Origin of the sequence: Actinokineospora baliensis, from assembly GCF_016907695.1 — a bacterium.
In the GTDB taxonomy this organism is placed as follows: Bacteria; Actinomycetota; Actinomycetes; order Mycobacteriales; family Pseudonocardiaceae; genus Actinokineospora; species Actinokineospora baliensis.
Genome location: NZ_JAFBCK010000001.1, coordinates 2202490 through 2223350 on the forward strand (window position 1 = coordinate 2202490; position 20861 = coordinate 2223350).

A 20861-nucleotide genomic window follows, 5' to 3' on the forward strand; every position below is an offset into this window, starting at 1 on the left:
GCTCAGGCGGTGGCCGCGGCTGGCTCGTCGACCCCGCTGTCGTGCAGGCGCATGTGCATCGCGAAGCCTGCGCGGGTGGCGCCGTCCTCGGCGAGCGCGCCCCACAGCCGCTCGGTCGTGGGCCGCTCGACGCCGTCGTCGGTCGCGCAGAGGTGCATGTGCATGGCGAACCCGGCCCGGGTGGCGCCGTCCTCGCCCAGCGCGCCCCACAGTTGGGCCGTGGTCGGTGCGTTGTCGTCCGTGTTGTGCATCGCCATGTGCATGACGAAGCCTGCGCGGGTGGCGCCGTCCTCGGTCAGCACGTCCCACAGCCGCGCGGTGGTCGCCTCGTCGAGGGTGTAGTGCGGCTCGTGCTTCTGTGCGGTCATCGTCGATCATCCCCAGTCCGGGGAGCGCGCGCCCCCCTGTGCACCCGAGGCTACGCACGGCGGAAACCGGGCCGCAACGAAACCGGCAGCTTGAGCCCGTTGATGGTCCACAATGGACAGCGGACCCCGCCGGGGGTGACCCGGCGAGGCCCGCTGTGTGTGGTGGAGCGGTGTCACTCCATGGTCAGCACGAACCTCGGACGGTTGAGGCGGATCTGTCGTGCTGTTTCCTCGAGGGCGTCGGCCAGGGCATCGGCTTGTTCGGGAGAGGCCCAGCCGATGATCAGACCGGAGGCGTAGTCGCGCAGGCGCGCAGGCAGCGTGTCCAGTTTGGCGGCGAGCAGGACGATCGCCCGTGCTGTGTCGACCTGCTCCGGGGTCGCCGTCACACCGTGCCGCCCCGTGCCGCGGACCCGATCTCCCCGACCACGTCCATCACCTCCTCCACCGCGGCCAACGCTAAGGTTCGTGGCGACAACGGGGATTGCCTGTGTGGCAAGGTCGCCCATTCGGCGCAGGGTGGTCCTCAGGACAGCAAACCCGCGCGGTAGGCCAAACCCCGCAGTTCTCGGCCGATGGCGTCGTCGCGCGCTCGCGCCAACAGCTCAGATAGTACGGAGTGCATGAATGGGTGGCGGTGCACCCGCGCGGGTGAGATCCGTTCGGCGCGGCGCAGCATGAGCACCGCTTCGTCGCGGCGGTTGGGCATCCGGGCCAGGGCTCGGCCGAACTCGCGCCAGTAGGCGGACTTCCTGGTGGCCGACGGCAGCGCGTTCGGGTCGACGGTGCCCGCGATCCGCGCCGCCTCGGCGTGTTCGCCCGCCTCCAGCGCCACCGACATCCGCCACACGCCCACGTTCGAAGGGCCGAAGCCGAACCACAGCGCGTTGCCCTCGCCTGCGTGCCTGGCCAGGTCCTCGGCGTGGTCGAGCGCGGCCACCCGCTCGACCTGGTCGCCCTTGGCCGCCGCGACCAGCGACCGGGTGAGGGTCAGCATGCCCGACATCTGCAGCTCGGTGTTGCCGCTGGTCCCCGGGTCGGTATCGGTGACGACCTGATCGGCCAGGTCGAACCCGCCCGCGCCGATCAACCCGAACGCGGTGCCGAACCCGCTGACCGCCAGCGACACCGGCTCGTCGAGGCGCTGCGCGGCGTCGGCGGCCAGGGTCGCGGCTTGCCAGCCGAGGTCCTGGCTGGCCCCGATGTCGCCGAGCCACGCCTGGGTGCCCTGCACGTGGGTGATGACCAGCAGCCGCAGCACGTCGCGTTCGGCGTGGCCCGCGGCCAACGTGGTGTGCAGGTCGGAGATCAGGTCGGGTAAGAGCGCGCCGACGGTCGCGTAGTCGCACTCGCGCTGGCGGTCGAGCAGGTCTTCCGAGCGGGTGCTCAGCTCCTCGACCGTGCAGATCCGCCCGCGCCAGGCGTGCATGGCCGCGGCGAACAGGGCGAGCCGGACGGCGCCGAGCGCCCTGTCCTCCTCCGCCTCGCCGGGGGCGGCGAGCGCGACGTTGGTGATCTCCGTCGGCGCCACGTCCAGCGCCCTGGCCAGCGCCATGATCAGCGACCGCCGGTCGAGCGCCCGGTGCCCGGACTCCAGCCTGCTCAGGTAGGACGGGGAGATGCCAGCCAACCCGGCCACGACCGCCAGCGACTTGCCCCGCGCGTTGCGGATCTGCCGCAGGCGTCGCCCGATATCGCTCACGCTTGACCCCTTCGCCGAAGGGAAGCCCAGCTGGGACCGCCCCCGGCCGATCCGGCCGGGGGCACCGCCCAGGGTACGGCGTCCGGGTCCGCGTGGTAACCGCTTATCCGCTAACGGTTTTGCCGATGAAGGCGGCGATGTCCTTCGACTGGCGCAATCGGGACGGTTCGTGCACGTACATCATGTGCCCGGCCTCGTAGTAGGAAACCTCGATGTTGGCCCGCAGCTCGTCGGGGATATTCAACTGCGCCAACGAGTGCTCGGTGGCGAAGTAGGGCGTGGCCCCGTCGTGGTACCCGGATGCGACATGCACCCGCAGGTGCGGGTTGGTCCGCATCGCGGCGGCGAGCCGGTCGGCCACCGTGACGTGCGCGTTCTCGAACTCCTTGAACGACCAGGATCGATTCACCTCGAGGCTGAGCACCTCGTAGGGCAAGTCGTTGGGGTAGGCCAGTTCCGTGTGCAGGTAGTGGTTTATACCAGCCGTGTAGGCGCCCATGATGGCCGCGGCGGCCGGGTCTTCACTGAACCGTTCACGACCGTAGTCGGCCTCCCAACCGGTGAACCGCCCGTCGAGGCGCCCGGTGGTTTGTTTGCGGTGGCGCAAAAGCTCGGTGAAGAAGCGGACGTGCTCGACCCGCAGGTTGACCCGCTCGACGTAGTCAGCCGAGAGCCCGGTCAGCCTGGCCAGGGTGGCCGCGGTCGTCTCCCGCTCCTGTGTGGACAGACGAGAACCCATGGCCAGCGCGTACGGGTAGTCCCTGGTGGCGAAGGCCTCCGCCTCGTCGAGCACCTCGCGCAGCGGCCGGTCGCCGTGCAGGCCGTGGTAGTGCGCGATCGCGGCGTAGCTGGGCAGGAACAGCGCGTACGGGGCGTCGTTGCCGGTGGTGAAGTCCATAGTGGCGAAGTCGAGCACCGAGGAGATCAGCACCAGCCCGTTGAGGTACATGCCGTGCCTGGACTGCAGGTGGTGCGCCAGCCCGGCGGCGCGGGTGGTGCCGTAGGACTCCCCGGCCAGGAACTTCGGCGAGATCCACCGCCCGTTGCGGCTGGTCCACAACCGGATCACCTCGCCGACGGACTCCAGGTCGGCCTGGAACCCGTGGAACTCGCCCGCCTTCTCGCCCTTGACCGCCCGGGAGTAGCCGGTGGACACCGGATCGATGAAGACGAGGTCGCTGTGGGCCAACAGGGTCTCGGTGTTGTCCACCAGGGTGAACGGCGGCGCCGCTGGCTCGCCCGCGTCGCCGGTGACCACCCGTCGTGGGCCGAACAGGCCCAGGTGCAGCCACACGCTGGCCGAACCGGGCCCGCCGTTGAACGCGAAGGTGACCGGCCTGCGCGCCGGGTCGGCGCCGTCGAGGGTGTAGGCGGTGAGGAAGACCTCGGCCTTGGGCAGGTGCCCGTCGAACGCGCCCTCGGTGCTGACCTCCTTGCGCAGGACCACCCGGCCGGTGGTCGCGGTGTAGTTGAGCTTGCGGCGGCGCACGGTCAGCGAGTGGGCGGTGCTCACCAGGTCGTCGGTGGGCTCTACCTCGGGCTTGGCCCCGCTGTCGGAGTCGGTGGATGCCATGGGCCGACCCTAGTGGCGCTGCCCGCACCCGGGGTGACGTGGTGTGATTGCCGACCGTGAGCACCCTCGCCGAGCTCGACCGCCGCGTCGCCGACTGCCGCGCCTGCCCCCGCCTGGTCGCCTGGCGCGAGGAGGTGGCCAGGACCAAGCGCGCTTCCTTCCGGGACCAGGAGTACTGGGGTCGCCCGGTGCCCGGCTTCGGCCCGGCGGACGCCGCGGTCGGCATCGTCGGCCTGGCCCCGGCCGCGCACGGCGCCAACCGCACCGGCCGGATGTTCACCGGTGACCGCTCCGGTGACGTCCTGTACGCCGCCCTGCACGCCGTCAGGCTGGCGTCGCAGCCGACCGCCACCCACGTCGGTGACGGCCTCGAATTGTTCGGGGTCCGCATCACCGCCCCGGTGAAGTGCGCACCGCCCGCCAACAAGCCGACACCGCAGGAGCGCGACACCTGCCGGTCGTGGCTGGAGCAGGAGTTGGCGCTGCTGCGGCCGACGCTGCGCTCGGTCGTCGTGCTGGGCGCTTTCGGCTGGCAGGCGCTGCTGCCGGTCCTGGACCCGGTGTGGTCGGTCCCGGTCCCGCGCCCCCGCTTCGGCCACGGCGTCTCGGTCACCCTCGCCGCGGTCGACGGCGGAGCCCCGCTGACCGTGTTCGGGTGCTACCACGTGAGCCAGCAGAACACCTTCACCGGCAGGCTCACCCCGGCCATGGTGCGCGACGTCCTGCGCGCGGCGGCGGAATCCGCCGGGATCGCGCCCCGCTGGGCCGAACAGCCGCGTTGACACCCGTGGTTATGATCGGGGCAGGCGCTACCGCCGCGCTCGTGGGGGAAAGTGATCCAGGCGGGTTTGGGTGAGGTAACCACAGTGACCGCGCTTGTCGTTCTGCTCGTCGTGTGCGCGTCGTGGGGGTTTGTTTTCCTGTTGCTCCGGTGGCTGCTGGCGAAACCGGTGCGCGAGATCAGGATCAGCGTCCGGGCGTTGCCGCTACCGGCGCTCGAGGTCGTGGTGGTATCGGATGGCAATTCCGGGAAAACGGGAACGGCTATTCGGCGGCGGTGACGCTCGGTGTCGGTGGCGGTCCGATGTGGGCCGCCACCGGCGTCGCGTTGGGACTGTCAGCTTTCGACAAGCGCCCGCAGCAGGGCGGTCGTGTCGGACTCGGACAGGGCGAGCTGCTCGATCGCGAGGAACCTCTCCCAGGCCGCGGTGACCACGTCGTTGTCGCCGGTGGCCAGGTAGTCCTTGCCAGCGGCCTCTTCGAACAGGACGGTGTCGCCGATCTCGTCGTCGAGTTCGAGCAACATGAAAGCGCCGCCGATTCCCGGGTGCGCGCCCGCGTCGAACGGCACGACCCGGACGGTGGTGCAGTCCTGCGCCGAGCGCGACAGCAGCGCCCGCAGCTGCCCGCGCATCACCTCGGGGCCGCCGATGCCCCGGCGCACGGCAGCCTCGTCGATCAGCGCGACCAGCTTGGGGCGGTCGCTCTCGAACCGGTACTGCCGCTGCAGCCTGCACTCCACGGCCAGGTCGAGCTCCACACCGGAGTAGTAGGTGCCCAGCACGGCCCTGGCGTAGTCGGCGGTCTGCAGGTGCCCGGGGACCAGCACCGGGTGGTACTGGTGGATCGCGGCGGTGGACCCCTCGTAGGCCAGCAGGCGGCGGAACGGCTCGCTGGTGACCGCGTCGTAGCGGGCGTACCAGGGCTGCTCGCGGCTCTCCTTGGCCACCTCGACCAGGTCCGCGATCACCTCTTGGTCGTTCATGCCGTACTCGGCCAGCAGCGCGCGCAGATCGGTGGTGGACACCCCGACCGCCGCCTTCTCTATGCGAATCAGTTTCGACACCGACCAGTCCATGGTGGCGGCGACCTCGGGCTGGGTCTTGCCCGCCTGCTCGCGGAATGTCCGCAGGAGTCGACCGAGCTGGCGCTTGGAGAAGCGGGGGTCTCGTTGTCTTGGCATCGTGCGACTCCGAGGGGACGTTCGGCTACTGGGTGTCATACTATAGAGCGAGTGCCACCCGGCAGAGTGCCACTTGGCTGACCGCCACCGCGCTGCGCGTCTGGGGGCGTTTGGCAAGGTAGCACGGCTGGGACCGGTTTCGCTGCCCCTTCGTTCACCTCGCAATGACAAGTTTGGCCACTCCGCCGGTATCACCTCTACGCGAGTTGTGACTACTCTCAGTAGAAGATTCGGTCAGTGGTGATCCGACCCGCGTGCCCTGCGTTCGGTGCAAGGGTGCTACCCGGCCAGCGGATTCACGGGTCGCCGACAATCGCGGAATAATGCCCGGGTATTGCGCCCCCGCATGGGGGAGCCGAACTCGGAGGGGCTTTGATGACCGTCGTGCTGCTGGAGTGGCGAAAGAGTACTTACAGCGAAAGCAACAATTGTGTTGAACTCGCCAGGTGGTCCGGTGGGAATTCCGTCCGAGATTCGAAGAACCCGGGCCGGAAATTGGACATCTCGCGGCGGACGGTGCGCAGGCTGCTGGCCTTCGTGCGGGGGTGAGCGCGGTGCGCGGGTAATCACTGGTAGCCGGGTCGGTCGTCGGGCAAGCTGGCGGCCATGTCCCCGCGCCTGGGTCCGCCGCTGGTCGCGACCGCGTTGCTGCTGCTCGCGGTCGTCGCAGCCCGCGGCGGCTCGGCCATCCCGTCGGGTCAGGTCGGTGCCGCCCCGGCGGACCCCGACCCGCCACCCCCGCCACCGACCGACTCGGGTGCCGAGTCGCCCAACGGGGTGCTCGACTTCATCAGCGGCATCTCCACCGGCCTGCTGCTGCTCGTCGTCGCGGTCATGCTGCTCATCGGCGCCGTCGGCCTCCTGGCGGGCCTGACCCGCCGCCGCACCCGCGCCGCCCTCCCCGAACTCGACTGGCCGAGCACCCCAACCGACCCCGACGGCGCCACCGCCGTGCCGCACCTGCTCGCCGCCACCCGCACCGCCCGGCTCGCCCTCACCGCGAACCCCCAAGGCACCCCCACCGACGCCATCGTCGCCGCCTGGCTAACCCTCGAATCCGCCGCGGCCACCCTCGGCACCCCTCGAGCCGCCCACGAAACCCCCACCGAGTTCACCCATCACCTCCTCACCACCCACGCCGCCGACCCCACCGCCCTCCACTCCCTCCGCGGCGCCTACCACCGAGCCCGCTTCAGCCCAACCGCGGTGATCACCCCCGCAGACATCGCCGCGGCCGCCCAAGCCCTCACCCGCCTAGAACACTCCCTGGCCACGAGATGACTCCCAGGAGCTCGCCCCGGCCCCATCTCTCCCCGGTGGCGGCATGACCACCAAGAGCGTTGCCCTCGGCATCGTTGCGGCGGTCGTCGTCGCTGTCGTAGCTGTGTGGTTGGGTGGGGTTCCGGTGTTCTGGGCGGTTGCCATCGCTGTGCCCGCTGGGTTGGTGACCGGTCTCGGAGTCCTGCTGGCGGGTCCGCTCGAGCCCGTCTGGTCCGCGTTGCCCGATGAGATCGGGTCCGGTACCCAGCCCCAGGCCGCCACCCTCGCCGCCCGCCTGGCCGAGGCCGAGCACGACCAGCACCGCTTCCGCTCCCGCATCCAGCCCCGCCTGCGCACCGCCGTCGCGCTCGCCCTCAACGTGTCCGATGTGGACATGGCCCGCGAGCGCATCGGCCAGGAGCTGTACCGCCTGATCGCCTCCCCGACCGCCACCATGCCCACCCCGCAGCGGCTGGTCGAGCTCCTCGAACCCGTTCTCGGCGACCACAAGTCCGCCGAAAGTCCACTGTGGAGGAACGTTGATCGTCCGTGATTCGGCCAAGGCGGTCACCGACGCGGTCGGGGCGGTCGTCGTCGGTCGTGATCGAGCGTTGCGGTTGACGCTGGCGGCGGTGCTCGCCGGGGGGCACGTTCTCCTCGAGGACGTGCCGGGGCTCGGCAAGACGTTGCTCGCGCGGAGTTTGGCGGGCGCTATCGGGCTGGAGTTCGCACGACTGCAGTGCACCCCGGACCTGCAGCCCGCGGACGTGACCGGGTCCTTCGTGTTCGACCCGACCGAGCGCGAGTTCACCTTCCGGCCCGGCCCGGTCTTCACCGGGCTGCTGCTCGCCGACGAGATCAACCGCACGCCGCCCAAGACGCAGTCGGCGTTGTTGGAGGCAATGCAGGAGCGGCAGGTCACCGTCGAGGGGCGCACCTTCGCCCTGCCGCGCCCGTTCCACGTGCTGGCCACCGCCAACCCGGTCGAGTACGAGGGCACCTACCCGCTGCCCGAGGCCCAGCTCGACCGGTTCCTGCTGCGCGTCGAGATCGGCTACCCGCCCGCCGAGGATGAGGTGGAGGTCTTGCGCCGCAGGCTGGAGCGGCGAAAGGAAGAAACCACCGTCGAACCCGTTGTCGACGACCTGGCCGCGCTTCAGGCCGCCGTGGAGCAGGTGGACGTCGACCCCGACATCCTGCGGTACTGCGTCGACCTCGCCCGCGCTACCCGCGACCACCCCAGCGTCGAGGTCGGTGCGTCCCCGCGCGGCTCCCAAGCCCTCCTCCTCGTCGCGAGGGCCCTGGCCGTCCTCGACGGGCGGGACTTCGTGTTGCCCGAGGACGTCAAGGAGTGCGCTGTTCCCGCTCTGGCGCACCGACTGACGCTCAGGCCAGAAACCTGGAGTTCCGGCGCCACGGGGATCGAGGTCGTCACCGAGCTGCTCGGGTCGGTGCCCGGTCCGGCGGGCGCCCGCGCGTGAACCGGATCCAGCGGTGGGCGACCGCGCGGCGGACGGCGGGGCGGTCGGGGTGGCGTGGCACCGACGCCCTGTTCCGCGGTGCCGTCGGTGGGCTCGGACTGGTCGGTGTCGGCGTAGTGACCCACCACGTCGACCTCGTGCTCATCGGTGCACCGCTGCTGCTCGGCACGATCGCCGCGCTCGCGGTCCCCACCGGCCCGGCCCCCACGCCGAAGCTCGACCGGTTGCCCGCCACCGTCGAGTCGGGCGACCGGACCAAAGCCGCGATCACCGTCACCGCGGGCCCCGGCGTCGAGTTCCTCGCCATCCGCCTGCCCTCGCCGGACCGCTCCGCCATCGGACCCGTCCACCTCCTGCCCGGCAGCGCCACCACCATCCGCGCCGCGCTCCGCTGGAACGCCTGGGGCGAGGGCGTTGACCTGCGCCCGGACCACCTCGCGGCGAGCAGGGACGCGCTGCTGATCAACGGACCGGTCGTCGGCACCGAGAGCCGCCGGACCGTCCTGCCGCCGGTCACCCCGCTCATCCCCGGTCCGCTGCCGCCCCGCGCGTCCGGCTTGGTCGGCGCCCACCGCGCCCGGCGCCCGGGTGACGGCGTCGAACTGCGCGCCGTGCGGCCGTTCCAGGCTGGCGACCGGCTGCGCCGCATCGACTGGCGGGTGACCCTGCGCGCGGGCGCGGCCACCGGCGAGCCCCTCGCGCTCCCGCACGTGCGGGAGCGGCACGCCGAGGTCGACGCGGACCTCGTGCTGGTGCTCGACTCCCTGGTCGACGTCGGTGCCGAGCTGGGCGACTGGTCCACCGCCGCGCCCGGGGTCGCGGTCCGCCCCGGCGGCAGCCTCGACACCGCCGTCCGGTACGCGGCCTCGCTGGCGGCGGGCTACCTGCGCCAGGGCGACCGGGTCGGGTTGATCGACCTGGGCCGCCCGCAGCTGTCCGTGCCGCCCGGGGTTGGGCACCGGCAGCTCGTCCGCCTCCGCCACCAGCTCGTCGCCTGCTGCCGCACCGCGGGCTGGTCGTCGCGCCCGGTGCTGCTGCCGAGGCAGGTCCCGCGCGGCGCAGTGGTCGTGTTCCTCTCCCCGTTCCTCGACGACGCCACGGTGACCGCCGCGACCACCACCGCCCGCCGCCACCTGGTGATCGCCGTCGACACCCTGCCCGCGCCGCTGGTCGCCGACCCCGACGCGCCGTGGGGCGACGCCGTCCGGCTGATCATCGCGGGTGAGCACCGGGCGCGGCGCGATGCGTTGCGCGCCAACGGGGTCGCGGTCGTCGACACCGCCGACGCGGTCGCCTCGGTGCTGCGGCGGGTGCGCTCGTGAGCACCCTCGACGTCGGTCGCGGCCGGTCCGCGTGGTGGTTGCGCGGTGCGGCCGGGGGCGCCTGCGCGGGCATCCTGCTCGACCTCGCGCTCAGCGGTGTGTCCACCATCATGCTCGCCGTCGCGGCCCTGCTGTCCCTCGCCGCCGTCCTGCTGCCCGCCTCACCCGCCCCGCTGGTGCTCATCTGCACCGCCGCGCTGCTGCTCACCCTCGACGGCGGCGACCCGCTGCGCCCGGCCGTCCTGGTGCTGATCCCGCTGGTCCACGCCCTGCACCTGGCCTGCGCGCTGGCGGGCCTGCTGCCCAAGGGGGCCCGCTTCGACCCGGCCGCGCTGCGCCCGACCCTGCGCCGCGCCGCCGCCGTGCAGGCCGCCGCGCTCGGGTTCGCCGCGGTGGCCGCCGTGGTGCCGATCACGCGTACACCCGAACCGGTGGAGTTGATCGCGTTACTGTCGATCGCCGGTCTCGCACTGCTCGTGATCGTTGCTCGCCAGCGCCGCCGCTGACCCCGCGATGGGCGTCACACCTGCGGAAATCCCCCAGCGACCGGGGTCACACCAACACAGGGGCGGCGCGCGGGCACCCCGCACCAGTGCCACCATGAACGCATGGCGCATGGAAAGTCGGAGCCCACCCGGATCCTGATCCTCGGTGGCGGCTACGTCGGGCTCTACACCGCGCTCGGCCTGCAGCGGAAGCTGCGCTCCGGCGAGGCGTCGGTGACCGTCGTCGACCCGCAGCCGCACATGACCTACCAGCCGTTCCTGCCCGAGGCCGCCGCTGGCGCGATCGAGCCGAGGCACGTGGTCGTGCCGCTGCGCCGCGCCCTCAAGCGCTGCCACGTGATCACCGCGCGGACCACCGCCATCGAGCACGCCCGCAAGGTCGTCACCATCGAGGCGCCCGACGGCCACACCGAGGAGTTGGGCTACGACGTGCTCGTCGTGGCGCTCGGCTCGGTGGCCCGGCTGCTGCCCATCCCCGGCCTGATCGACCACGGCATCGCCTTCAAGACCATCGGCGAGGCGATCTACCTGCGCAACCACGTGATGAGCAAGCTCGACGAGGCCGACAGCACGCTCGACCCCGAGCTGCGCAAGCGGTTGCTCACCTTCACCTTCGTCGGCGGCGGCTTCGCGGGCATCGAGGCGCTCGGCGAGCTGGAGGACATGGCCCGCTTCGCCACCCAGTACTACAAGAACGTCCAGCCCGACGACCTGCGCTTCGTGCTCGTGGAGGCCGCGGGCCGGGTGCTGCCCGAGGTCCGCGAGAGCCTCGGCGTGTACACGGTGATGCAGCTGGAGAAGCGCGGCATCGAGGTCTACCTGTCCACCCTGGCCAAGTCGTTCGAGGGCGGCCACGTCGTGCTCTCCGACGGCACCGAGTTCGACAGCGACACCATCGTGTGGACCGCCGGGGTCAAGTCCAACCCGGTGCTGGCCGCCTCCGACCTGCCGCTGACCAAGCAGGGCCGCCTGCGCGCCACCGCCGCGATGCGGGTCGAGGGCCTGTCGGACGCCTGGACCGCTGGCGACTGCGCCGCGGTGCCCGACCTGTCGCGCACCGAGCAGGACCCGACCGCGATCTGCGCGCCCAACGCCCAGAACGCGGTCCGCCAGGCCAGGTTGCTGGCCCGCAACATCGTCACCGCCCTGCGCGACGGCGAGCCCAAGGACTACTTCCACAAGAACATCGGCTCCGTGGCCAGCCTCGGCCTGCACAAGGGCGTCGGCGACGTCTTCAACATCAAGGCCAAGGGCTTCCTGGCCTGGGCCATGCACCGCGCCTACCACGTCAAGGCCATGCCGACCTTCAACCGCAAGGTCCGCATCACGCTGGACTGGTTAACTGGCGGCCTGTTCCGGCGCGAAGTGATCTCGATGGGCCAGATCAACGACCCCAAGGCGGAGTTCGCCAGGGTGTCCAAGGGCTGACCGGCAAACGGCCCAGCCCCGGTTGGGCCACCCGGCCGGAGTTGTCACAAACCCGTCCCGAGGCCGCTCGTCGCGCCTTAGGCTGCCGCTGCCCCCGTAGCCCAACAGGCAGAGGCAGCCCCCTTAAAAGGGGTCGAGTGCCGGTTCGAATCCGGTCGGGGGCACAAAAGCAGGACAGCAGTCCGCTAGGGACGTCTCTTGGCGATCGTCCACTGGCCCACAGTCGCGGCGGTGATTCACCACCGCCCCCCGAGGTGTGACGTCCGTCCACTCGGGTGGTCCGGACGCTGTCCGAGTTCCGAGCGCCCGTGTCCGGGCGCCGGTCGTGTCGAGTTGTCGGCAGGCCGCGCGCCCGGGCTCGTGGCGTCCACTGTGGAGAGACCGTCGTCGCTGGGGGTGGCGGCTAAGCTCGGCCGGGTGGCCGAGTACCGGATCGATGACCTGGCGCGGGCGGCGGGGACGTCGGTGCGCAATGTGCGGGTCTACCAGGATCGGGAGTTGTTGCCGCCGCCGACCAGGCGGGGGCGGGGGGCGGTGTACTCCGACGCGCACCTGGCCCGGTTGCGGTTGATCCTCAACATGCTCGAGCGCGGGTACGCGTTCGCCCAGATCAAGGAGATGCTCGACGCCTGGCGGGCCGGGCACAGCTTGGCCGATGTGCTGGGGTTGGAGGAGGCGACCGGGGCGGCTGGGGCGCACGAGCAGCCCGCGGTGGTGTCGATGGCCGACCTGGCCCGCATGTTCGGCACCCAGTTGACCCCCGCGAACCTGCGCACCGCGCTCAAGCTGGGCATCCTGCAGCGCCGCGGCACCCAGTTGGTCGCGCCGAGCATGAAGCTGCTCGAAGCGGGCCACGAGCTGGTCAAGCTGGACGTCCCGCTGGCCGAGGCGCTGGTGCTGGCCGCGCAGCTGCAGGCCGAGTCGGACCGGATCACGGCGTTGCTGGTCGGGTTGGTCCGCCAGTACGTGCTGGACCCGAAGGGGCCGGACTGGCTGCCCAGCGGCGACGAGCTGCCGCGGTTCGCCGATGTGGTGTCGCGGCTGCACCCGCTGGTCATGTCCGCGGTCGGCGCGGCGGTGGACCGCTCGGCGCGCCGGGTCATCCCGGAGGTGATGGGGGACCGGTTGATCGCCCTGGCGGAGCGGGCCAGGGACCTTGCAGAGTGACAATGGCGATTGTAACGTTCGTCATTGTCGCGTAAGCAGAGGGAGTCACCGTGGCCAGTGCACCAGCCCCGCGCCGCAGCGCGGTGACCAGCGGAGACGTCGAGCTCGCGGTGTTCAGCGAAGGTGACCCCGGCGAGCCAACGATCCTGCTCGTGCACGGCTTCCCGGACACCCACCGGCTCTGGGACGGCGTGGCCGCGCGACTGGCGGGCGACTACCACGTGGTCCGCTACGACGTGCGCGGCGCGGGGGAGTCCAGCGCCCCGCGCAAGACCGCCGCCTACCGCACGGACCTCCTCGCCGAAGACCTGTTCGCCGTCGCCGACGCGGTCAGCCCGAACCGGCCAGTGCACGTCGTCGCGCACGACTGGGGGTCCATCCAGTCCTGGGCCGCGGTGACCGCCCCGCGCGCCAAGAGCCGGATCGCCTCGTTCACCTCGATCTCCGGTCCCAGCCTCGACCACGTCGGCCAGTGGCTGCGGCGCAGGCTCGCCCACCCGAGCCCGGCGAACCTGCGCAAGGTCATCACCCAGCTCAACCACTCCTGGTACATCGCGGTGTTCCACATCCCGGTGCTGCCCGCCCTGGCTTGGCGAACCGTCATCGGTCCCCGCTGGCACCACCTCCTGCGCCTCGTCGAGGGCATAGAAACCGCCCCCGCCCCCACCACCGGGGTGGACGCGGCGCGCGGCGTGCGGTTGTACCGGGCGAACATGCTGACCAAGCACCCGAAACCGCGTGAGACCGAGGTTCCGGTCCAGGTCGTCATCCCGACTAGGGACCGGTTCGTCACGCCAGGTCTCGCTGAAGATCTAGAGCGTTGGATCCCGAGGCTGTGGCGGCGTCGCGTCGCTGCCGGGCACTGGGTTCCTCTGTCGCACCCGGATGCGTTGGCGCGCATGGTGGACGAGTTCGTCGGCCACGTCCGCGGCGCTCCGATGACCCGGGGACTGCAACGCGCTCGAGCGGGCGTGCGGTTCACCAACCACCTCGTGGTCATCACCGGCGCGGGCAAGGGAATCGGTAGGGCCACGGCTCTCGCCTTCGCCGCGTCCGGTGCGGAAGTGGTCGTCGCTGACATCGACGTCGAAGCGGCCAAGCGCACCGCAGAAGAGATCGGACCAGCGGGCTACGCCTACCAGGTCGACGTGTCCGACGCCGAGGCCGTGCTCCGCTTCGCGCAGGACGTCGCCGGCGAGCACGGCGTGCCGGACGTGGTGGTCAACAACGCCGGGATCGGGATGGCTGGGCCGTTCCTGGCCACCACGGACCGGGATTGGCGCCGGGTCACCGACGTCAACCTGCTCGGCGTGGTCAACGGGTGCCGCGAGTTCGGCGCGCTCATGGCCGAAGCGGGCGAGGGCGGGTACATCGTCAACGTCGCCTCGGCCGCCGCGTACACGCCGAGCCGCTCGCTGTCCGCCTACGCCGCGAGCAAGGCGGCTGTCCTGGCGTTGTCGGATTGCGTGCGCGCGGAGTTCGCCGCGCACGACATCGGGATCAGCGCCATCTGCCCCGGGGTGGTGGCCACCGACATCACCAACACGACCACCTTCGCGGGCGCGGATGCCGTTGAGCAGCAACGGTTGCGGCAACGGGCGAGCAAGGCGTACGCCAGGCGCGGGTTCACCCCGGAGCGGGTCGCCGAGGAGATCGTCCGGGCCGTGCGCGAGCGGATCCCGGTCCTGCCGGTCACCCCCGAGGCCAAGCTCGCCCGCATCGGCGCGCGGTTCGCCCCCGGACTGATGCGCCGCTTGGCCCGCCTGATCTAAAGCCTGCCCGGCCGCAGGATCCCCGCGGCGAGCACGAGCAGGCTGCCGAACAACGTGTTCCACGCCCCCACCTGCAGGTCACCCAGGTCGACGACCTCGCGAGCCTGGACGACCCACACGATCATCGTCGCCGCGAGGATGACGCCGCCGAGCTGCAGGATCCCCTTGGCGCGGACCATGCCCACGACCGCGAGCAGCACCCCGATCGCCAGCGGCAGCGTCAACGACCCGAGGGCGGACGCGCTCTCCCTGGTGACCCCGCTGAACAGGTCCGAAAGCGGCAGCGTGGTGCCCGTGCGGTCCTCGTACCACGGCCGGAACGCGCCGAAGCCGACCACGGCAACCCCGACCAGGCACAGCAGCCACGAGATCAGTGCGCGCACGAGATCGACTCTAGGGGCAAACAAGAGGGGCGCCCAACCGTCCGGTCGGGCGCCCCACTTGTGGTGACTGGGTGATCAGTCGCTGCTCTGCAGCATGTACAGCAGGCGCAGGATCTCCAGGTACAGCCAGACCAGGGTGGTCATCAGGCCGAAGGCCACGTACCAGGCGAACTTCGACGGCGTGCCGGAGCGGATCATCTGGTCGGCCATGTCGAAGTCGAGCAGGAAGTTGAACGCCGCGATGCCGATGAACAGCAGGCTGATGCCGATGCCCAGCGGGCCGGCGTCGCGGATGCCCATGTTCACGCCGAACATCGACAGCACCAGGTTGACCAGCATCAGACCGGCGGCGCCCACGGTGGCGCCGATGATCCACTTGGTCAGCTTCGGGGTGACCTTGACCGCGCCGGTCTTGTAGACGACCAGCATCGTGATGAACACCAGCGCCGTGCCCAGGATCGCCTGGAACGCGATGCCGGGGACGAACATCTCGAAGACGCCGGTGATGGCACCGAGGAACAGGCCCTCGGCCGCCGAGTAGGTCAGCACGAGCGCGGGGCTCGGGGTCTTCTTGAAGATGATGACCAGCGAGATGACCAGGCCGACCAGCGCACCGATGATCATCGGCGGGTAGGGGCTGCTGATCGTCCTGCTGAGCACCAGCACCGCGGTGATGATGCCCACGACGAGGGCGACACCGAGGGTGGCCGCGGTCTTGGTGACCACGTCGTCGACGGTCATCGGGCGGTCGCCGGTGCCCGCTGGCGCGCTGGGGGCCCCGTACCCGGGCGGGTAGCCCTGGTCCTGGTAGCCCTGGGCCTGGGGCTGGAAGCCCGCGTACCCGCCGCCGTACCCGCCTTGGGGTAGGTTGCGGAAGGCGGGGTTGCTGGTAGAACGCACCTGATCCTCCTGGGCCTGGATGGCGCCTGCTGACGGTCAACGATCGACCCGGCCGACCGGTTCCCGCTGGGTAAAACCCACTTTACCCACATCTGGCCCAACGCCGGGCGCACACCACCGATTCCCGCACGTCGCACCGAGGGTGACCGACCGGGCCGAACCCTACGCCGTTCGGTACCCCGCTCCCCGGTTGGCCCCAGTGCCCACCTGCGGGAACGCCGCTGGGTAACCATGATCATCTCCACCCGTTGGCGGATTGCCCGGCCCCGTTCCCACCTAGCAGGCTCGCACGAGGTGCGCGCCCCGGTCCCCACCCGTTGCCCATGGCGGGCCGCACCGCCAGGAGTTCCACGCACTTCAAGCGCCGTCGGCCGTGCGCTGCCGCGGCGCGGCAAGGAGCCGACCGAACAATGCGGCGATCCACACTCGGTGCCCGGTTGACCTCGGCGCTGGCCACGGTGGCCACCCTCTCGGCCGCCTTACTCGTCACCGGGGCCACGCCCGCCTCGGCCGACTACCAGAAGGGCATCGGCGTCGGGGTGGCCCCCCAGCCCTACCAGGGCGCCCCCTCGAACGCGACGGAGGACTGGCTCGGGTCCTACGTGGTCAACGGCAAGCAGGTGTGGTGCGTCAAGTTCGCCTTCAAGGAGCCCGACACCAACGAGGTCTACAAGCCCGGTGACGTCCTCAAGACCAAGTACGGCGCCGACCTAGACCCGGTGCAGGCCGCCGACATCTCCTACCTGCTGCTGCGCTACGCCGACACCAAGGACGCCACCGAGGCGGCCGCGCTCGCGCACCTGCTGCACCAGTGGACCGCGGCGCCGCGCACCCCGGCCGACCTGAACGCCGCCACCAACGGCTACCGCACCATCGCCTACGACATCGCCTTCCACGAGAACGAGCTGCGGGCGAAGGCCCCGGACGTGCTCACCGCGGCGGGCAGGCTCAAGGCAGACGCGACCGCCAACCACGGTCCGTGGAGCACCGCGCTGACCAAGCCGACCAAGCCGCAGGTCATCGGCACCCCCGACACCTGGACCATCGAGGTGCTCGGCAAGGGCGGCAGCGGCGTCGGCAAGGTCCCGGTCAAGGTCACGCTGGTCGACGCCACCTCGGGCGGCAAGACCGAGCTGACCGCGACGACCAAGGACGGCGGTGGCGGCATCGCGCTGGAGGTCGTGCCGACCGGGCCGAAGCCGTCGGTGTCGATCTCCCTGCTCGGGCCAGCCGACCAGCCGGTCGTGCAGCACGCGGTCAAGGACGGCACGCAGAGCGTGGTGTCCACCGGCGGCGAGAAGGAGCTCAAGGCCGCCGCCGACACCACCGCGGTCACCGCGCCCGGGTCGGTCGCGGTCGCCAAGGTCGACGAGAAGACCGGCCAGGGCATCGCCTCGGTGTCGCTGCGGGTCACCGGCGCCGACAAGACCACCCCCGCCGTCGACCAGGACGGCAAGCCGCTCGTGGGGACCGACGGCAAGGCGCTGGTCGTGGTGACCGGTGCCGACGGCAGGGCCGCCGTGCCCAACCTGCGCACCCCGCAGGAGATCTGCGTCACCGAGGTCGCCGCGCCGCCGGGCTACGAGCAGTCGTTCGACGCCGCCAACCCGCCGTCGGCCTGCGGGAAGATCGAGCCGGGCAAGACCGTCGAGCTCAAGCTGGTCAACAAACCGAACGTGCCCACGGTGCCCAAGACGATCCCCGCCGGTGACACCCCGGCCGCCGCGGCCGCCATGGTCGACGGCGGCGGTCCGTCGGTCGGGCTGCTCGTCGCCCTCAGCGCGCTGCTGCTGTTCGCCGCCGGTGCGGGCACGGTGCTGGTGCGCCGCGGCCGCGGGCCCGTGGTGGTCAGCCGCCGGATGCGCAAGGACTGGGGACACTGACCGGGCATGGCTCGTCGTAGCTCACCGTTCGCCCCGCCCGCCGCCGCGGGCGGGGTGGGCGTGCTCGTGGTCCTCGTCTGCGGGCTGACCTTCACCACACCCACCTACGTCGGCGGCCTGCCGTTGCCCAGCGACGGCGGCCTGCAGCGGGTCGCCGTGGAGCGGGCCGCCGCCGACAGCGACGCGGCGCTCGCGGGCATGCGCACGCAGATCAAGCCCAAGGTCGCCGAGCCGACGCCGACCAGCGCGCCGCCTGCCCCGCAGCCGCCTCCCACCTCGACCACCAAGGCCGCGCCCGAGCCGCCGCGCCCGGCAGAAGCCGGGCAGCGGCCGGGCACGCTCCGGCTGGCCCAGGGTGGAACGGCGACCCTGGTCCGCAAGGAGTTGGGCCCGGACGCGACGCTGCCGGTGCCCAGCGGGGTCCGGGAGGCCACGTGGTGGGGCGCTGGCCTGGACGCCAGGGCGGGCGCGTCGGTGTTCGCCGGGCACGTGAACTGGAAGGGCAAGACCGGGCCGTTCGCCGAGCTGTGGAGCTCGCGGGCCGGGGACCTGGTCTCGGTGGTCGACGACCGCGGCACCCAGTGGCGGTACCGGGTGACCCAGGTGGAGACGGTCAGCAAGCACGACCTGCCAGCCAGGGCCGAGGAGTTCTTCGGCCAGACCGGCCCGCACCGCGTGGTCCTGGTGACCTGCGGCGGCCAGTGGGTCGGCGGCCCGGAGGGCTACGAGTCGAACCGGGTGGTCATCGCGGTCCCGGTCTAGACCTGACGCCTGAGCACTGCCGACCCGAACCGGGTGACCCTGGTTCGGGTCGGTTTGTCTCGATCGGGGGGATGTCGAATTACCGATGGCAACGACCTCACCGGACAGGCGTCTATCCGAACGGGAGCACCGAGCGGCGACAGGGGAGGGACGCGAATGGTGGCCAGGAGGCGTTGGGAGATAGTGGTTGTCGGGATCGCGCTGGTTCTGGCCTTTGTGGTCCTCGTGGTCGTCGGCACGATTCGTCCGGAACGGTCCGGTCACGTCGTACAGGGATCGCCGAGTCCCCAGGCATCGGCCGGGCCGCCGGTGTGGATGCGGAAGTTGAACCCGGGGGAGAAACCGCCGCAGTTCGTCCTGTTCTCTTTCGACGGCGCCGGGTCCCACGAGCACTGGCAGCGCTTCTTACCCCTCGCGCGCAGCGTCAACGCGCATTTCTCCGGATTTCTGTCCGGTATCTACATGCTCACCGACGCGGAGAAGACCGCCTACACCGGGCCGGGCCACAAACCCGGCCGCGCGTCCATCGGTTTCGGCGGCACCGCCGATGACGTCCGCCTGCTCATCGGGGACCTCAACACCGCGCTCGACCAGGGCCACGAGGTCGGCACCCACTACAACGGGCACTTCTGCCAGGGCGCCGAACCCAGCGTGGGGCGCTGGGACGCCGCGCAGTGGAACGACGAGCTGGACCAGTTCTTCGCCTTCGTCGACAAGGGCAGGGCGCAGGGGCTGCGGCTGGACCCCAAGACCGTCAAGGGCGGCCGCACGCCGTGCCTGGAGGGCCGCTTCGACGTGCTGATGCCGGTGCTGGCGGCCCGCGGCATGACCTACGACTCGAGCCAGGTCTCCGACGGCCTCGCCTGGCCCACGACGCAAGGCGGGGTGTGGGAATTTGCCATGCCCTCGGTTCGGGTGCCAGGAGTCCGCTACAAGAAGACAATCATGATGGACTACAACTTCTGGTACCTGCTCAACAAAGCGAAGGACGAGCCCGCCAGGGCGCCGGAGTTCACCGGCGTCGTGCTCGACACCTATGAACGCGCTTACCAGGCCGCGTTCGACGGCAACCGGGCGCCGATGGTGGTGGGGAACCACTTCAACAACTGGTCCGGCGGCGCGTTCCTGGCGGCCACGGAGAAGTTCATGGGATCGGTGTGCGCGAAGCCCGAGACCGTGTGCGCCTCCTACTCCGAAGTCGTCGAATGGCTGTCGTTGCAAGACCCCGCGGTGCTCGACGCGTGGCGGAAACTGCCCAACGCGCAGATCCCCCAACCGAGCTGATCACATTCGGGTGGTCCCGCTTGCGTTGGATAATGATAACCGATACCAGTAGTGGGTCAGGATCCACCAGCACCACCGGAGACCCACGTGAAGATCGCCTTCGTAGGCAAGGGCGGCAGCGGCAAGACGACGCTCGCGTCGCTGTTCCTGCGCCACCTCGCCGCCGAGACCCCGGCACCCCCGCTGCTGGGCGTCGACGCCGACATCAACCAGCACCTGGCCGCCGCGCTGGGCGCGCCGGAGGACCACGACCAGCCCACCCTCGGTGAGCACCTGACCGCCATCAAGGACCACCTGCGCGGCGACAACCCCCGCGTGCTCTCGGCGGCCGACATGATCAAGACGACCCCGCCCGGCCGGGGCTCCCGGCTGATCGGGATCGCGGGCGACAACCCGCTCTACGACCGGTTCGTCCGCCCGGTCGGCGGGGTGCGGCTGGCCGCGACCGGCCCGTTCGCCGAGTCCGACCTGGGGGTCTCCTGCTACCACTCCAAGGTCGGCGCGGTGGAGCTGCTGCTCAACCACATGGTCGACGGCCCGGGGGAGTACGCGGTGGTCGACATGACCGCGGGCGCGGACTCCTTCGCCTCCGGCCTGTTCACCCGGTTCGACGTCACCTTCCTGGTGTGCGAGCCCACGCTGCGCAGTGTCGGGGTGTACCGGCAGTACCTGGAGTACGCCCGGGACTTCGACGTGCGCGTCGCCGTGGTCGGCAACAAGGTCATCGACGGCGACGACGTGGCCTTCCTGCGCCAGCACGTCGGCGCCGACCTGCTGGCCTGGGTCGGCCGCTCCGACCACGTCCGGGCGGCCGAGCGCGGCGAGATCCGCCCGGTCGAGGCCCTGGAGCCCGACAACCGCGACGCGCTGCGCTCGATGCGCGCCCTGGTCGACACGGTCGAGAAGGACTGGGCGAAGTTCCACCGGCAGACCGTGCAGTTCCACCTGCGCAACGCCTCGGCGTGGGCCAACGGCCGGGCGGGCCGCGACCTGGCCGAGCAGGTCGACCCCGAGTTCGTGGCAGGCCCGGTCCCGCTGGCAGGCTGAGCCGCCAGGCGGGTCAACGGCTCCCGGCAGGCAGGTGCCGCGCCCGCGGCATCCCGGGGC

General features: G+C 71.2%; 22 protein-coding genes and 1 tRNA gene. 16 read left to right on the forward strand and 7 right to left on the reverse strand.

Features of this window, described 5'->3' with window-relative positions:
- Positions 1 to 2: 2 nt before the first annotated feature.
- From JOD54_RS10495 to JOD54_RS10510, 4 genes are all read right to left on the reverse strand, one after another.
- Entirely contained in the window at positions 3 to 368 is a 366-nt protein-coding gene (locus JOD54_RS10495; RefSeq protein WP_204450345.1) for a hypothetical protein, read from the reverse strand.
- Positions 369 to 541: 173 nt separating this feature from the next.
- Positions 542 to 757: a hypothetical protein gene (locus JOD54_RS10500; RefSeq protein WP_204450346.1), complete on the reverse strand. Its 216-nt coding sequence runs from the start codon at positions 755 to 757 to the stop codon at positions 542 to 544.
- A 137-nt stretch (positions 758 to 894) separates the two neighbouring features.
- The gene (locus tag JOD54_RS10505; protein WP_204450347.1) at positions 895 to 2070 is read right to left on the reverse strand and encodes a helix-turn-helix domain-containing protein; all 1176 of its coding nucleotides are present in this window, start codon (positions 2068 to 2070) and stop codon (positions 895 to 897) included.
- Between the two features lie 103 nt (positions 2071 to 2173).
- Positions 2174 to 3643 carry a S10 family peptidase gene (locus tag JOD54_RS10510; RefSeq protein WP_204450348.1) on the reverse strand — a complete coding sequence of 490 codons (1470 nt, stop codon included), beginning with the start codon at positions 3641 to 3643 and terminating at the stop codon, positions 2174 to 2176.
- A gap of 56 nt (positions 3644 to 3699) precedes the next feature.
- Here JOD54_RS10510 and JOD54_RS10515 point away from each other — a divergent pair, with 56 nt between their 5' ends.
- Complete coding sequence (locus tag JOD54_RS10515) at positions 3700 to 4425, forward strand: uracil-DNA glycosylase (RefSeq protein ID WP_204450349.1); 726 nt, start codon at positions 3700 to 3702, stop codon at positions 4423 to 4425.
- Between the two features lie 84 nt (positions 4426 to 4509).
- Entirely contained in the window at positions 4510 to 4704 is a 195-nt protein-coding gene (locus tag JOD54_RS10520) for a hypothetical protein (protein WP_204450350.1), read from the forward strand.
- Between the two features lie 56 nt (positions 4705 to 4760).
- Here the strand turns inward: JOD54_RS10520 and JOD54_RS10525 are convergent, their stop codons facing one another.
- Entirely contained in the window at positions 4761 to 5606 is an 846-nt protein-coding gene (locus JOD54_RS10525; protein WP_204450351.1) for a helix-turn-helix domain-containing protein, read from the reverse strand.
- Positions 5607 to 5981: 375 nt separating this feature from the next.
- Between JOD54_RS10525 and JOD54_RS10530 the strand changes: the two genes are divergently transcribed.
- From JOD54_RS10530 to JOD54_RS10575, 10 genes are all read left to right on the forward strand, one after another.
- Positions 5982 to 6155 carry a DUF397 domain-containing protein gene (locus JOD54_RS10530; protein WP_204450352.1) on the forward strand — a complete coding sequence of 58 codons (174 nt, stop codon included), beginning with the start codon at positions 5982 to 5984 and terminating at the stop codon, positions 6153 to 6155.
- Between the two features lie 57 nt (positions 6156 to 6212).
- Positions 6213 to 6887: a DUF4129 domain-containing protein gene (locus JOD54_RS10535; protein ID WP_204450353.1), complete on the forward strand. Its 675-nt coding sequence runs from the start codon at positions 6213 to 6215 to the stop codon at positions 6885 to 6887.
- 43 nt (positions 6888 to 6930) lie between these two features.
- Entirely contained in the window at positions 6931 to 7419 is a 489-nt protein-coding gene (locus JOD54_RS10540; RefSeq protein WP_204450354.1) for a hypothetical protein, read from the forward strand.
- Positions 7406 to 8347, forward strand: a complete 942-nt coding sequence (locus tag JOD54_RS10545; RefSeq protein WP_204450355.1) for an AAA family ATPase — start codon at positions 7406 to 7408, stop codon at positions 8345 to 8347. Before JOD54_RS10540 ends, JOD54_RS10545 begins: the two co-directional genes overlap by 14 nt.
- A complete protein-coding gene (locus JOD54_RS35490; protein WP_204450356.1) occupies positions 8344 to 9669 on the forward strand; it encodes a DUF58 domain-containing protein in 1326 nt (441 codons plus the stop codon). Before JOD54_RS10545 ends, JOD54_RS35490 begins: the two co-directional genes overlap by 4 nt.
- Positions 9666 to 10175, forward strand: a complete 510-nt coding sequence (locus tag JOD54_RS10555) for a hypothetical protein (RefSeq protein ID WP_204450357.1) — start codon at positions 9666 to 9668, stop codon at positions 10173 to 10175. The genes JOD54_RS35490 and JOD54_RS10555 overlap by 4 nt, the downstream gene beginning before the upstream one ends.
- Positions 10176 to 10277: 102 nt before the next feature.
- Positions 10278 to 11603: an NAD(P)/FAD-dependent oxidoreductase gene (locus JOD54_RS10560; RefSeq protein WP_204450358.1), complete on the forward strand. Its 1326-nt coding sequence runs from the start codon at positions 10278 to 10280 to the stop codon at positions 11601 to 11603.
- A gap of 90 nt (positions 11604 to 11693) precedes the next feature.
- Positions 11694 to 11767: transfer RNA gene (locus tag JOD54_RS10565), tRNA-Leu, on the forward strand.
- 253 nt (positions 11768 to 12020) lie between these two features.
- The gene (locus JOD54_RS10570; RefSeq protein WP_204450359.1) at positions 12021 to 12770 is read left to right on the forward strand and encodes a MerR family transcriptional regulator; all 750 of its coding nucleotides are present in this window, start codon (positions 12021 to 12023) and stop codon (positions 12768 to 12770) included.
- A 50-nt stretch (positions 12771 to 12820) separates the two neighbouring features.
- Complete coding sequence (locus tag JOD54_RS10575; protein ID WP_307859930.1) at positions 12821 to 14542, forward strand: SDR family oxidoreductase; 1722 nt, start codon at positions 12821 to 12823, stop codon at positions 14540 to 14542.
- Here JOD54_RS10575 and JOD54_RS10580 read toward each other — a convergent pair.
- Positions 14539 to 14925 carry a hypothetical protein gene (locus tag JOD54_RS10580; RefSeq protein WP_204450360.1) on the reverse strand — a complete coding sequence of 129 codons (387 nt, stop codon included), beginning with the start codon at positions 14923 to 14925 and terminating at the stop codon, positions 14539 to 14541. The genes JOD54_RS10575 and JOD54_RS10580 overlap by 4 nt on opposite strands.
- A 75-nt stretch (positions 14926 to 15000) precedes the next feature.
- Complete coding sequence (locus tag JOD54_RS10585; RefSeq protein WP_204450361.1) at positions 15001 to 15825, reverse strand: Bax inhibitor-1/YccA family protein; 825 nt, start codon at positions 15823 to 15825, stop codon at positions 15001 to 15003.
- Positions 15826 to 16235: 410 nt separating this feature from the next.
- Between JOD54_RS10585 and JOD54_RS10590 the strand changes: the two genes are divergently transcribed.
- The 4 genes from JOD54_RS10590 (at position 16236) to JOD54_RS10605 (ending at position 20801) form a co-directional block, all read left to right on the forward strand.
- Positions 16236 to 17708, forward strand: a complete 1473-nt coding sequence (locus JOD54_RS10590; protein WP_239573333.1) for a SpaA isopeptide-forming pilin-related protein — start codon at positions 16236 to 16238, stop codon at positions 17706 to 17708.
- Positions 17709 to 17714: 6 nt separating this feature from the next.
- Entirely contained in the window at positions 17715 to 18470 is a 756-nt protein-coding gene (locus JOD54_RS10595; protein ID WP_204450362.1) for a class F sortase, read from the forward strand.
- Positions 18471 to 18785: 315 nt separating this feature from the next.
- On the forward strand, positions 18786 to 19754 hold the full coding sequence (locus JOD54_RS10600) for a polysaccharide deacetylase family protein (protein ID WP_239573334.1): 969 nt from the start codon (positions 18786 to 18788) through the stop codon (positions 19752 to 19754).
- An 87-nt stretch (positions 19755 to 19841) separates the two neighbouring features.
- The gene (locus JOD54_RS10605; protein WP_204450364.1) at positions 19842 to 20801 is read left to right on the forward strand and encodes an ATP-binding protein; all 960 of its coding nucleotides are present in this window, start codon (positions 19842 to 19844) and stop codon (positions 20799 to 20801) included.
- Positions 20802 to 20861 lie beyond the last annotated feature (60 nt).